The sequence below is a fragment of the Pseudomonas sp. 32A genome, from assembly GCF_052682255.1.
Genome location: NZ_JBQYLY010000001.1, coordinates 2,822,128 through 2,835,372 on the forward strand (window position 1 = coordinate 2,822,128; position 13,245 = coordinate 2,835,372).

General features: G+C 61.9%; 13 protein-coding genes. 4 read left to right on the top strand and 9 right to left on the bottom strand.

Annotated features, from left to right (window positions below):
* Positions 1 to 7: 7 nt before the first annotated feature.
* The 4 genes from ACUN0G_RS12840 to ACUN0G_RS12855 form a co-directional block, all read right to left on the bottom strand.
* Positions 8 to 628 carry a 2-dehydro-3-deoxy-6-phosphogalactonate aldolase gene (locus ACUN0G_RS12840; RefSeq protein ID WP_134325491.1) on the bottom strand — a complete coding sequence of 207 codons (621 nt, stop codon included), beginning with the start codon at positions 626 to 628 and terminating at the stop codon, positions 8 to 10.
* 13 nt (positions 629 to 641) lie between these two features.
* Entirely contained in the window at positions 642 to 1,610 is a 969-nt protein-coding gene (locus tag ACUN0G_RS12845) for a 2-dehydro-3-deoxygalactonokinase (RefSeq protein WP_445573589.1), read from the bottom strand.
* A 102-nt stretch (positions 1,611 to 1,712) separates the two neighbouring features.
* Entirely contained in the window at positions 1,713 to 2,039 is a 327-nt protein-coding gene (locus ACUN0G_RS12850; RefSeq protein ID WP_093203349.1) for a DOPA 4,5-dioxygenase family protein, read from the bottom strand.
* A gap of 31 nt (positions 2,040 to 2,070) precedes the next feature.
* A complete protein-coding gene (locus tag ACUN0G_RS12855) occupies positions 2,071 to 3,021 on the bottom strand; it encodes a choline sulfate utilization transcriptional regulator (RefSeq protein ID WP_421523194.1) in 951 nt (316 codons plus the stop codon).
* A gap of 103 nt (positions 3,022 to 3,124) precedes the next feature.
* Here ACUN0G_RS12855 and betC point away from each other — a divergent pair, with 103 nt between their 5' ends.
* The 3 genes from betC (at position 3,125) to ACUN0G_RS12870 (ending at position 7,406) form a co-directional block, all read left to right on the top strand.
* Positions 3,125 to 4,639 (top strand): choline-sulfatase, encoded by a 1,515-nt coding sequence (gene betC, locus ACUN0G_RS12860; protein WP_445573590.1) that lies wholly within the window; start codon positions 3,125 to 3,127, stop codon positions 4,637 to 4,639.
* 16 nt (positions 4,640 to 4,655) lie between these two features.
* A complete protein-coding gene (gene choX, locus ACUN0G_RS12865) occupies positions 4,656 to 5,576 on the top strand; it encodes a choline ABC transporter substrate-binding protein (RefSeq protein WP_445573591.1) in 921 nt (306 codons plus the stop codon).
* Between the two features lie 261 nt (positions 5,577 to 5,837).
* Positions 5,838 to 7,406 carry a SulP family inorganic anion transporter gene (locus ACUN0G_RS12870; protein ID WP_445573592.1) on the top strand — a complete coding sequence of 523 codons (1,569 nt, stop codon included), beginning with the start codon at positions 5,838 to 5,840 and terminating at the stop codon, positions 7,404 to 7,406.
* Between the two features lie 115 nt (positions 7,407 to 7,521).
* Here the strand turns inward: ACUN0G_RS12870 and aroE are convergent, their stop codons facing one another.
* Complete coding sequence (gene aroE / locus ACUN0G_RS12875; RefSeq protein ID WP_445573593.1) at positions 7,522 to 8,340, bottom strand: shikimate dehydrogenase; 819 nt, start codon at positions 8,338 to 8,340, stop codon at positions 7,522 to 7,524.
* On the bottom strand, positions 8,340 to 9,269 hold the full coding sequence (hemF, locus tag ACUN0G_RS12880; RefSeq protein WP_017477929.1) for an oxygen-dependent coproporphyrinogen oxidase: 930 nt from the start codon (positions 9,267 to 9,269) through the stop codon (positions 8,340 to 8,342). The genes aroE and hemF overlap by 1 nt, the downstream gene beginning before the upstream one ends.
* 159 nt (positions 9,270 to 9,428) lie before the next feature.
* Between hemF and ACUN0G_RS12885 the strand changes: the two genes are divergently transcribed.
* Positions 9,429 to 10,406, top strand: a complete 978-nt coding sequence (locus ACUN0G_RS12885; RefSeq protein WP_445573594.1) for an NADPH:quinone reductase — start codon at positions 9,429 to 9,431, stop codon at positions 10,404 to 10,406.
* Between the two features lie 140 nt (positions 10,407 to 10,546).
* On the opposite strand, the gene ACUN0G_RS12890 is transcribed toward ACUN0G_RS12885, so the two are convergent.
* The 3 genes from ACUN0G_RS12890 to ACUN0G_RS12900 form a co-directional block, all read right to left on the bottom strand.
* Complete coding sequence (locus ACUN0G_RS12890; RefSeq protein WP_003213622.1) at positions 10,547 to 11,104, bottom strand: L-threonylcarbamoyladenylate synthase; 558 nt, start codon at positions 11,102 to 11,104, stop codon at positions 10,547 to 10,549.
* A gap of 54 nt (positions 11,105 to 11,158) precedes the next feature.
* Positions 11,159 to 12,253 (bottom strand): DNA-processing protein DprA, encoded by a 1,095-nt coding sequence (gene dprA, locus ACUN0G_RS12895; protein ID WP_330208066.1) that lies wholly within the window; start codon positions 12,251 to 12,253, stop codon positions 11,159 to 11,161.
* A 63-nt stretch (positions 12,254 to 12,316) separates the two neighbouring features.
* Entirely contained in the window at positions 12,317 to 13,105 is a 789-nt protein-coding gene (locus ACUN0G_RS12900; protein WP_445573595.1) for a peptidoglycan-binding protein, read from the bottom strand.
* Positions 13,106 to 13,245 lie beyond the last annotated feature (140 nt).

Genomic DNA, 13,245 nt, shown 5'->3' on the forward strand with positions numbered 1-13,245 from the left:
ACGCTGATCAGCCCAAGGCGTGCCAGGCCGCGACGTAGGCCTGGGCGTTGCTCGCCACTTGGGCGACGCTCATGCCCGGCTTGAATAACCCGGAGCCCAGGCCGAAGCCTTTGACGCCCGCGTCGAAAAATACCTGCATGTTGTCCGGAGTAATGCCGCCCACCGGCAGCAACACCGTGCCCGCGGGCAGTACCGCGAGCCAGGCCTTGACCACCGCCGGGCCCATTTGCTCGGCGGGGAAAAGCTTCAGCACGTCGGCGCCTTCGGCCAGCGCGGCAAAGGCTTCGGTGGGCGTGGCGACACCCGGCGACAGATACAGGCCCGCAGCCTTGGCGGCACGCAGCACCTTGGCATCGCTGTGGGGCATGACGATGACCTGGCCGCCGGCGGCTTTGACTTGATCAACCTGTTCCGGGGTCAGCACGGTGCCGGCGCCGATCAGGCAATCGGCGGGCAGGCTGTCCCGCAGGATGCGGATGCTGGAATAAGGGTCCGGTGAATTGAGCGGCACTTCGATCACCCTGAAGCCCGCCTGGTACAACACCTCGCCGATTGCCAGCGCCTCCTCCGGTCGCAGGCCGCGCAGGATCGCGATCAAACCGTTGTGTGTCAGTGCTTGCTTGAGCATGTCGAGCCTCTCGTCAGGTTGCAGGCAGCAGCCCCGCCGCCATGGCCAGCTGCCAAAGGCCACGCTCGGTAGCCTCCTGTGCCTGGGTCACGCGGGGGAAGCCACAGAGTTGGAGTGCACGCTGGTAGCGGGTGCAGAGTTGAGTAGCGCCCACCAGAACGATGTCGCGCTGCTGGGCAGGCTGGCGGGTGCGCAGGCCCATGAGTTCGTGGCCGATCATCAGGCCGGACAAATAGTCGGGCTGCTCCTCGGGCGCCAGTTCACCGGTCAATCCCAGGGTGCGGGCGCTGAACAAGTTCGACAGCAGCCCGGCCTGGCCGTCCACCGACAGCGCCACCTGCACGCCGCGATCAAAAGCCGCCGCCTGGAACGCTTCGGAAGGGCGCTGGGTGCGCCCCAAAATACTGTGTTGGCTGAGCACGGCGAACAGCTCGCCGGTCATGAAAGTGTCGAAGTGGGTGATGCAGCCTTCCACCACGTCGACCCACTTGGAATGGCTGCCCGGCAGGCCGATCAGTACGTCGCTCCCGGTAGTGGCGGACACGCTTTGCAGCACGCCAAGCACCTGGGTTTCTTCGCCGCGCATCACATTGGGCAACGCGCCGCGTTGAATCACGCCGGGCACGATGTGCACCGCTGTACCTCGCAGGCTGCGCACAACATGCAGCGCCTGGCCGAGGGTGGAGACGTCGGCCGGGGTGTCGCGGTAAGCCGCTTCGCTCCAGCCCTGAGCGCTGCCGACCATGCCGCAGGCGATGACCGGAAGGCCGGGCTGGGCATCGAGCCAGTCACCGCAGGCCGCGTCGAATGCCAGCTCGAAGCCATTGCTGCAGCGAACACCGGCAATGTCCCGGGGTTCGGTGGGTAAGTGCATGATCCCCGACGCCAGGGCGCGTCGTTCGATGACGACGCCTGCCGGGCCGAGCTTGTAAGCACGAAGGGAACTGGTTCCCCAATCGAGCGCGATCAATTGCGCCTGCATCGCTTCACCTGAGTGTTCTGAGCGGATGAGGCGAATATAAACCCAAGACCGTCAAAGTCTCAATATATAAATATCAGTCCCACATATAGGGAATTAACATACTTAGAATATCGACAGGTCCAACGTGCGCATCGCCCCCATCCAGATCGCGTGGTCGGTGTGGTCCTTGAGGTCATCGCCGGTAGTCGGGTGCAGGAACACCACCAGGCCGTTGCGGTTGAGTGCCAACCACGGCAGCACAACGCCGATGTATTCCGGGTCGAACGCCAGCTGGCAGCTCCAGTCCGGGTGCGGGCCCACCGGGCGTTCATGCACGCGGCCCATGCGCAACGGGAACATTTGCGCGGCGTCCTCGCAGAGTTTGCGCGCCTGGTCGATGGTGTTGGCGTCGAAGTAGATGTGGGCGTGGTAGCCCTTGATACGTTGCATGACAGGCTCCGGGCTCAATGATCGGCAAATCCTAGACCGCAATGGACGGCAGGGCCAGGCCGGTCAGTGATTGTGCGCTGCTGGCTTGTTCGGCCATCAGCCAGTCGACGAAACGTTCGATCAACTGGCTGCGACGTTTGCGCTGGGGCAGCACCACGTAATAGCCGAAGCGTGAGATCACAGTGTCGCCAATCGGCCGGCACAGCCACTTTTGCTCGAGCAAGTTATCCACAAGGTGGCGCCAGCCGATGGCCACGCCCTGGCCGGCGATCGCGGCCTGGATCAACAGCGTGTAATTGTCGAAACGCAGTTGGCCCGGGGTGGGCGCCGTGGTGATGCCCAGCTCGCGAAACACGCCGCTCCAGTCGAACCACTGGTTGTTGTTTTGCTGGCGCAGGTGCAGCAAGGGAAACTCCAGCAGGCTCTGCACCGGCAACGGCGCGCTGCGGTCCTGGAGCAACTGCGGGCTGCACACCGGGAACACCTCCTCGTTGAACAGCCACAGGCTGTCGCCCTGTTTGAAACGGCCGTCGCCGAACAACACCGCCACATCGATATCGCTGCGCAACGCGGCGTGATTGCGCTCGCTGGTGACCAGACTCACGTCCACCTGCGGGTTCGCTTCATGGAAACGATGCAGGCGCGGCATCAGCCAATAAGCGGCGAACGCAAAGTCGGTCGCCACCTGCAGGACTTCGTGCTGGTCCTGCTCGGCAATCGCGCTCAGGCCCTGGTTGATGCTCTGCAAACCGGCCTGCACCTGCTCGAACAACAGGGCGCCCGCGTCGGTCAGTTCGATGCCCCGGTAAATGCGATCAAACAGGCGCACCTTCAGCTGTTCTTCCAGGCGCTTGATCTGTTGGCTGATGGCCGGCTGGGTAGTGCCCAACTCCATCGCCGCTGCCGTAAAGCTGCGTTGGCGAGCCGCCGCTTCAAACGCGCGCAGCAGGTCGAGTGACAGGTGACCGAGGGATTCATACATAAGCTGTGCTTATCCTAGACATTGCTTCTCATGGGCTTTACCACGATTTCCATGGCCTGCATGCTCATTCGCATAAACGTTGACTATGGAATGCCGCGAAACCATGAAGCGCAAGAACATTCTTTTTATCATGGCCGATCAAATGGCCGCGCCGATGCTTCCGTTCTACGGTCCTTCGCCTATCAAACTGCCGAACTTGAGCCGCCTCGCCGCTGAGGGCGTGGTGTTCGACGCCGCTTACTGCAACAGCCCGCTGTGTGCACCATCGCGCTTTATCCTGGTGAGTGGGCAGTTGCCGAGCAAGATCGGCGCCTACGACAACGCAGCCGATTTCCCCGCCGACGTGCCGACTTATGCCCACTACCTACGCCGCCTCGGCTACCGCACCGCGCTGTCGGGCAAGATGCATTTTTGCGGCCCCGACCAGCTCCACGGTTATGAAGAACGCCTGACCAGTGACATCTACCCGGCCGACTATGGCTGGGCGGTGAACTGGGATGAGCCGGACGTGCGCCCTACCTGGTACCACAACATGGCGTCGGTGCTGCAAGCCGGGCCCTGCGTGCGCACCAACCAGCTGGATTTCGACGAAGAGGTGGTGTTCAAGGCCCAGCAGTATCTGTTCGACCATATCCGCGAGGATGGCGACCAGCCGTTCTGCCTGACCGTGTCGATGACGCACCCACACGACCCGTACACCATTCCCAAACCGTTCTGGGACCTGTACGACGACAACGATATCCCATTGCCCACAACGCCGGCACAAGCAGATCTCGACCCTCACTCCCAACGCCTGCTCAAGGTCTATGACCTGTGGGACAAGCCGCTGCCGCTGAACAAGATCCGCGATGCACGCCGCGCCTACTTCGGCGCGTGCAGCTACATCGACAGCAACGTCGGCAAGCTGCTGCAAACCCTGGAAGACACGGGCCTGGCCGATGACACCATCATCATCTTCTCCGGTGACCACGGCGACATGCTCGGCGAACGCGGGCTCTGGTACAAAATGCACTGGTTTGAAATGGCCGCCCGGGTGCCGCTGCTGATCAGCGCGCCGGGGCAGTTTGCGGCGGGCCGCGTGACGGCTGCCGTGTCCACCGCCGACCTGCTGCCGACTCTGGTGGAACTGGCCGGCGGCCAACTCGACGCCAACCTGCCACTGGACGGCCGCTCGCTGGTCTCGCACTTGCAAGGGCAGGGCGGGCACGACGAAGTGTTCGGCGAATACATGGCCGAAGGCACCATCGGCCCGCTGATGATGATTCGCCGTGGCGCCTACAAGTTCATCTACAGCGAGGACGATCCTTGCCTATTGTTCGATGTGCACAACGACCCGCACGAGCGGGAAGAACTCAGCCAGTCACCGGAACACCGGCCGCTGTTCGAGGCGTTTTTGAGTGAGGCGCGGGCCAAGTGGGACATCCCGGCGATCCACCAGCAGGTGCTCGCCAGCCAACGCCGTCGCCGCCTGGTATTCGAGGCGCTGACCCAAGGCAAGCTGAAGAGTTGGGACCACCAGCCACTGGTAGACGCCAGTCAGCAATACATGCGCAACCATATCGACCTCGACGATCTGGAGCGCAAGGCACGTTTTCCACAACCCTGCCAAAACCAATAAAACTGAGGGGAAGGCCATGCAAAAGTTATCCACCGTGTTGAGCGTTGCGCTGCTGGCATTGAGCAGTGCCGGCGCCTACGCGGACTCAAGCTGCGACACCGTGAAGATGGCCGATCCGGGCTGGAGCGATATCGCCGCCACCAATGCCATTACCGGTTTCCTGTTGAGCGGCATGGGCTACAAGGCCAAGGTTGATACCCTTGCGGTGCCGATCACCTTTGGCGGGCTCAAGGACGGCCAGGTGGATGTGTTCATGGGTAACTGGATGCCGGCGCAGCAGGGCTTCTACGACAAGTTCGTGGCTAATGGCGATGTGACGCAACTGGCGAAAAACCTCGACGGCACCGAGTTCACCCTCGCCGTGCCGGATTATGTGTGGGACGCCGGGGTGCATGATTTTGCCGACCTGAACACGTTTGCCGACAAGTTCGACAAGAAGATCTACGGCATCGGTTCGGGTGCGCCGGCGAATATCTCGTTGCAGGAAATCATCAAGAAAAACGACTTCGACCTGGGCCAGTGGAAGCTGATCGAGTCCAGTGAACAGGCGATGCTGGCCGAAGTGTCCCGGGCGGTGAAGAAGCAGAAGTTCGTGACGTTCCTCGGCTGGACGCCGCACCCGATGAACGTGCAGTTGAAGATGCATTACCTCAAGGGTGGGGAGAAGTACTTTGGTGACACCGGCAGCGTGTATACCTTGACCCGCAAGGGCTATGCGCAAGCCTGCCCGAATGTCGGGAAATTGCTGACCAACCTGAGTTTCACCCAGGAGATGGAGAACGCCATCATGGCGGAGGTGGTTAACAAGAAGGTGAGCAACGCTGATGCGGCGAAGGCCTGGATCAAGGCAAATCCGGCGGTGCTGGACAAGTGGCTGGACGGGGTTAAAACCGTCGACGGCCAGGATGCGCTGGCCGCCGTAAAAGCCAAACTCTGATGCACTGATCGTTCCCACGCTCTGCGTGGGAACGCATCCGGTGACGCTCCGCGTCACGACTCAAGAGCGGACGCAGAGCGTCCAAGACGGCATTCCCACGCAGAGCGTGGGAACGATCAACTCTAACGCTAAAACCCGCGTAGCAGCTGTCGAGCCTTGGCGAGGCTGCGATACGCCGCCAACGCAGCCTCGCCAAGGCTCGGCAGCTGCTACGCGTGACCAACTGATATCCTGACCTAATCCTTCCAGCCCGAGTTTCCAATGCCCTGGCCCAACCGCCGTACACTCTTCCCCTTCCTCAGCTGGCTCCCGCGCCAAACCCGCGCCAGCGTCGGGCGGGACGCGGTCGTCGGCCTGAGCGGTGCAGTCCTGGCATTACCGCAATCCATTGCCTACGCACTGATCGCCGGTCTCCCACCGGAATACGGCCTGTACGCCGCAATCATTCCGGTATTGATCGCCTGCTTGTGGGGCTCTTCCTGGCACCTGATCTGCGGGCCTACGGCAGCGATTTCCATTGTGCTGTACGCCAGCGTCAGCCCGCTGGCCGTGCCCGGCTCCCAGGACTACATCACGCTCATCCTGTTGCTGACCTTCCTGGCCGGCGTCTTCCAATGGCTGCTGGGCATGCTGCGCTTCGGTGCCTTGGTGAATTTCGTCTCGCACTCGGTGGTACTCGGCTTCACCCTCGGCGCTGCGGTGGTAATCGCGCTGGGGCAATTGCCCAATCTGCTGGGGCTGGACCTGCCCAGCCAGGCCACGGCGATCAACAGCCTGCTGGCGCTGATCAACCACGCAGGGGAATGGAATCATCCTTCACTGGTGCTCGGGCTCGGCACCTTGCTGGTGGGGGTGCTGCTGAAACTATGGGTGCCGCGCTGGCCCACACTGTTGATCGCGCTGGCCTTGGGCAGCCTCATCCCATGGCTATGGCCGGCGAGGTTCGGGCAGGTGGCGTTGGTCAGTTCATTTGTCGGCAAACTGCCGCCCTTCAGCCCGCTGCCGATGGACTTGGACATGGTTCTGCGCCTGCTGCCGAGTGCCGTGGCGGTGGGCATGCTGGGGCTGGTGACCAGCTTGTCGATTGCGCGCTCGCTGTCGGCCCGCTCCCAGCAATTGCTCGATGCGAATCAGGAAGTGCGTGCGCAGGGTTTATCCAACATCGTCGGCGGATTTTTCTCCGGGTACTTGTCGGCAGGTTCCTTCACCCGTTCGGGCCTGAGCTATGAAGCAGGTGCTTGCTCGCCGCTGGCCGGGGTGTTTTCTGCGCTGTGGGTGGCGCTGTTTGCGCTGTTCGGCGCGGCCCTGATCGCGCATATCCCGATCCCGAGCATGGCCGCGAGCATCCTGCTGATTTGCTGGGGGTTGGTGGACCATCGCGGTATTCGGGCGCTGTTCCGGGTCAGCCGCGCAGAGTTTGCGGTGATGAGCCTGACCTGCATCGCCACGCTGCTGCTGGAATTGCAGACGGCGATTTATGCGGGTGTGCTGGCGTCGCTGTTTTTCTACCTCAAGCGCACCTCGCAACCGCGAGTCCAGCAATGGCGTGACGGTGAGGACGATGTGCTGCGGGTCGGCGGGTCGATCTTTTTCGGCGCCAGCCATTACCTGCAGGTGCGGCTGCAAAGCCTGCACGGCCAGCGGGTGGTGATCGAGGCGCAGCAGATCAACTTTATCGACTATTCCGGGGTGGAGATGCTGCACCAGGAAGCGCGCCGATTGAACGGATTGGGGCGCAGCCTGGCGTTGCGCAAGGCCCGGCCGCAGGTGGTGGAAGAGCTGAAGAAACTGGAAGGGGCCGACAAATGCCCCATCCATTTCGAAGACTGAATGCGGTTAAGACTGTGGGAGCGGGCTTGCTCGCGAATGCGGTGTGACAGTCGCCGTATGTATCGACTGATCCACCACATTCGCGAGCAAGCCCGCTCCCACATTTAGCGTTGCATCAGGCCAGTTGCCGACGCAGTTCAGCTAAAACCGGGGCCGAATCCGGGCGCACGCCGCGCCACAGGTAGAACGCTTCCGCCGCCTGCTCCACCAACATTCCCAGGCCATCCATCGCTGCCGCGGCGCCCTGCTCACTGGCCCAGCGGCAGAAAGCCGTAGGCTCTTTGCCGTACATCATGTCGTAGCAAAAAGTCTTTCCGGGTTCGATCAGGCTGCCGGCAATCGGCGGTACATCGCCTGACAGGCTGGCGGAGGTGGCGTTGATGATCAGGTCCACCGGCTCACGCAGCCAGTCGAAACCGCTGGCGGACACCGGGCCGAGATCGTCGAACAACTCGGCGAGCAACTCCGCTTTCTCCACGGTGCGGTTGGCGATGATCAGCGAAGCCGGCTGCTCAGCCAGCAACGGCTCCAACGCGCCGCGCACCGCACCACCGGCGCCCAGCAACAGGATGCGTTTGCCTTGCAGGCTGAACCCGGCATTCACCGTCAAATCCCGCACCAGGCCGGCGCCGTCGGTGTTGTCTCCCAACAAGCTGCCATCGGCGAGTTTGCTCAGGGTATTCACCGCGCCGGCACGTTGGGCCCGTTCGGTCAGGGTATTGGCCAGGCGATAGGCCTCTTCCTTGAACGGCACGGTGACGTTGGCGCCACGGCCTTGTGCGAAAAATGCTTTTGCACAGCCGGTGAAATCCTCCAGTGGCGCGAGCAAGGTGCTGTAGTCCAGTTGCTCACCGGTCTGTTCGGCGAACAGACGGTGAATCAGCGGCGACTTGCTGTGGCCGATGGGGTTGCCGAAGACGACATAACGATCCATCAGACCGCCGCCTTGGGCAGCACGCCCAGCCAGTCGCGGTCTTGCAGGTAGTAGTCGGTGAGACGCGCTTCTTCACTGTCGGGCGCGGCTTTCCAGTCATAGCTCCAGCGCACTTGCGGCGGCAGCGACATCAGGATCGACTCGGTGCGCCCGCCTGATTGCAGGCCGAACAGGGTGCCACGGTCGTAGACCAGGTTGAACTCAACGTAACGGCCACGGCGGAATTCCTGGAACTCACGCTGCTGCTCGGTATAGGCCATGGCCTTGCGGCGCTGGACGATTGGCAGGTAGGCGTCGATGTAGGCGTCGCCGATGGCGCGCATGAAGGCGAAACTGGTGTCGAAGTCCCACTCGTTCAAATCATCGAAGAACAAACCGCCGATGCCCCGGGGTTCGTTGCGGTGCTTGATGTGGAAGTAGGTGTCGCACCAGGCCTTGTAGCGCGAGTACACGTCCGGGCCAAACGGCGCGCAGGCCTGCTCGGCGACGCGGTGCCAGTGGATGCAGTCTTCTTCGTTGCCGTAGTAGGGCGTCAGGTCGAAGCCGCCACCGAACCACCACACCGGCTCTTCGCCTTCTTTTTCAGCGATGAAAAACCGTACGTTGGCGTGGGAAGTCGGCACATGCGGGTTGTGCGGGTGGATCACCAGCGACACGCCGAGGGCTTCAAAACCGCGACCGGCCAATTCCGGGCGATGCGCACTGGCGGACGGTGGGAGGCCGCTGCCAAACACGTGGGAAAAGTTAACGCCGCCTTTCTCGATCACCGAACCGTTTTCGATCACACGGGTGCGACCACCGCCGCCGGCCGGCCGGGTCCAGGCGTCTTCGATAAAGCGAGTGTCCGTCTCAAAGGTTTCCAGGGCGCTGCAAATACGGTCTTGCAGGTCGAGCAGGTAGGCTTTGACAGCCTCGGTGCGGGTAGTCATGACATCACCTTGAATCGGGCAAAGCTACGCGAGGCCATTGGGCGTCGGCGGCAAATGGGCGCACAGGATACCACTGCACCCCGTATTGCCGCAGTTGACGAAGATCAAGCTTAGGAGTCCGATAGGGGGCTACGCGAAATTGACTTGAGGAGAGTGCAGATGGCCAAACGTATCCAGTTCCGTGCCCATGGCGGCCCCGAAGTACTTGAGTATGTGGACTACACCCCGGCAGAACCCGGCCCGCAGCAGGTTCGCGTGCAGAACAAGGCCATTGGCCTGAACTTCATCGACACGTATTTCCGCAGCGGCCTGTACGCGCCACCGGCCCTGCCGTCGGGCCTGGGCTCTGAGGGCGCCGGCGTTGTTGAGGCAGTAGGCAGTGAAGTCACTCAATTCAAGGTAGGTGATCGCGTGGCCTACGGCAGCGGCCCGCTGGGTGCCTACAGCGAATTGCATGTGCTGCCGGCCGCCAACCTGGTGCACCTGCCGGACGACATCAGCTTCGAACAGGCCGCCGGCGCGATGCTCAAGGGCCTGACCGTGCAGTACCTGTTGCGCCAGACCTATGAGCTGAAAGGCGGTGAAACCATCCTGTTCCACGCCGCCGCCGGTGGTGTGGGCTCGCTGGCGTGCCAATGGGCCAAGGCCTTGGGCGTGAAGCTGATCGGTACCGTCAGTTCGCCGGAAAAGGCAGCGTTGGCAAAATCCCTCGGCGCCTGGGAAACCATCGACTACAGCAAGGAAAATGTCGCACAGCGCGTGTTGGAACTGACTGACGGCAAGAAATGCCCGGTGGTGTACGACGGCGTAGGCAAGGACACCTGGCTCACCTCCTTGGACAGCGTGGCGCCACGCGGGTTGGTGGTGAGTTTTGGGAATGCTTCGGGGGCTGTGGATGGGGTCAACCTGGGGATTCTGGCGGCGAAAGGTTCGCTGTATGTGACCCGCCCGACCCTGGCGACTTATGCCAACAACCCGGAAAACCTGCAGGCGATGGCGGATGATCTGTTTTCGATGATCATCAGTGGCAAGTTGCAGATTGATATTAATCAGCGGTTTTCGCTGGGGGATGCGGCAAAGGCGCAGATTGAGTTGTCGGCGCGGCGGACGACTGGGTCGACCATTCTGTTGCCTTAGGGCTTTAGGTCTCTGGGGCCTGTAAGGGCCTCATCGCGGGCAAGCCCGGCTCCCACTGGAGTCTGCGGTGAACATAAATTTTGTGTTCGCTGGAGATCCGTGTGGGAGCCGGGCTTGCCCGCGATAGCCGCGACTCGGTCTTAAGACGGCCGCACAACCTCACCCGTCGCCAGATCCCGAATCAAACTCGGGTTCTTGCGCCCCCCCAGATTCCCGCCCAACACCAGATCCACCTGCCCACGGAAATACTGCTCCACACGAATCCGCGTGCGCGCCGCTGGGCGGCCCTGTGGGTTGGCCGAGGTGGAAATCAGCGGCCCGACCAGCGAGCACAGATCCCGCACTTGCGGATGATCAGTCACCCGTAGCGCCACCGTGTCATGCACCCCGGTAATCCACTCGGGCAACAAATCCTGATGGGGCACCAGCCACGTATTGGGACCCGGCCAGGTACTGGCCATGCGGTCCATCCACTCATCAGGAAAGTCTTCGAAGAGAAAATCGAACTGACGGATGTTGTCAGCAATCAGGATCAGCCCCTTATCCACAGACCGGCCCTTGATCGCCAGCAACCGATCCACGGCCTCTTCGTTCCAAGGGTCACAGCCCAGGCCCCAGACCGCCTCGGTTGGATAGGCAATCACCGCGCCTGCGCGAATTTCTCGTGCGGCTTCTCGCACACGCCACCTGTTGACCATTGCTCACTCTCCGGACTAAAGCTCTGCGCAGTTTACCGATCTTCGTTACAAAACCTAGCCGCGCGCAAGCCAGCGCCCGCTTTCGCAGATTACCCGGCCTTCCAGCTCGAGTTCCGTCAGGCTGGCCAGCACCTCGGACAAGGCCCTTCCGCTGGCAATCGCCAAGGCTTCACTGGTGTGGGGCGCCGCGTGCAACAGCGCCACCAGTGGGTGAGTGACCGCAATCGGCGCCGGGCGGGACAGTGCCTGCCAGCCGCGCAGGTTTTCGAGGATGTGTTCAATGGTTTCCACCAGCACCGCACCATCTCGAATCAATTGATGGCAGCCTTTGGCTCCAGGGTGATGGATCGACCCGGGGATGGCGTATACCTCGCGGCCTTGTTCCGCCGCCAGGCGTGCGGTGATCAGCGAACCGCTGGCCATGCTGGCCTCCACCACCAGCACCCCAAGGGACAGGCCACTGATAATACGGTTGCGGCGTGGGAAGTTACCGGCCTGGGGCGGGGCGTCCAACGGAAACTCGGAAACCACGGCGCTGCCTTGGGCAATCATCGCTTCGGCCAGGCGTCGGTGGCGCTGTGGATAAAAATTTTCGAGCCCGGTGCCCAGTACGCCAATTGTATGTCCACCAACATCCAAAGCCGCTTGGTGAGCAGCGCCGTCGATCCCCAGGGCAAGGCCACTGGTGATGACAAAACCGGCACTCGCCAGGCTGCGGGAAAACGCGGCGGCGGTGTCCATTCCTGGCCTGGAGGCACGACGGCTGCCGACCATCGCCAATTGCGGTTTTTCCAGAATCGCCGGGTTGCCGGCGACGAATAATAGCGGGGGCGCGTCATCCAATTCTGCGAGCAATGCCGGGTAGTCGGGTTGGTCCCACATCAGCAAATGCTGGGCCGGACGCTCCAGCCAGGCGAGGGCTGCACTGGCACCATCACGTACTTCCTCACTGCGCCGGGCGTCGGCGCTGGCCACCTTGAGTCCCAATGAACGCCAGGCACTCGCCGGTGCGCTGATGGCTTTTGACGCAGAACCAAACGCCTCGATGAGCTTTTGAAAACCTTTGGGACCCAGCTCCGGCAGCCTGTGCAAGCGTAGTCGGGCTTCCAGCTCTGCCGGGGAAATTTCGCGGTTATTCGTCGGTAACATTTGATCGTCCTTGATCGGAATAAACTGTGGATAACTCTGTTGGTAACTTATTTAGCAACCTAATTATTGCCTTTGATCAGGCGCCTCAAAACGGTCCATTACCGCCAGCGAACGTGACGCGCTGAGCACCAGGCCGTAGCTGAGTTTTTCGTAGGTGCGAAACACCACCAGCGTCCCGGCAGGCTCATCAGGCATCTTCACCGGAACGCCGGTCACTCTGTCCCGAACGGTTTCACCGGCTCTCACCACGGCCAGCAAATGACCTTCCATCAGCCCGTCACGGCGGCCCTTGTTCAACGTCACCGCATCCAGCACGCCGATCTGCGTCACGCCCCGGGGCACGTCGATGATGTGCCCGGCAATGGCGCGGGCAGGCCACTGAACCACCAGGCTGGCAAGGTCCGTGGGTGCTTGCTGGCTGAGCAGCCGGTCCCCGGGACGCACCTCCTGGGTCACCCGCTGCACACCCAATGTGCTGACGTCGCTCGCTGTCACAAAACGTGCGGTGCCTATATCGTCAGCGTTGATGCCCAGCCATTCCTGGCTATCGGGGTCGGTATAAGCCTTGCCCCGGCGGAAGATCCCGTAGCTTTGGACGGCAGGGTCCAGGGCCCCACGCGCATAAACACGTTCGCCATTGGCGCCCAATACTCGGCCGGCATCTGCTGCAACAATATAGGGAGCGTGGTCCAGTTCCTGGGGCGTATCGAGAATGCGGTTGTGCAGTAAAAAGCGCTGGATGGCTTGTTGCGTATGAAGCGGCAGCGGTTGACCCGCCTGTGGAAAGCTCGCAGGAACCTGGCCAACAACGGCCTGGGCCCACAGCAGCAAGACGAGTAGCGATTTCCTCATGGGGTGAATCTCCTTTATTATGTGCATTCGCGTGAAACGCCTTGGCCTTCGCGGCTTTCGGACGTTTTCCCACGGCACTTATTCCGGCACATCAAGGGTCCATCCCCGGCGCCGACTTGCCTTTACCTCACATGTGCAGC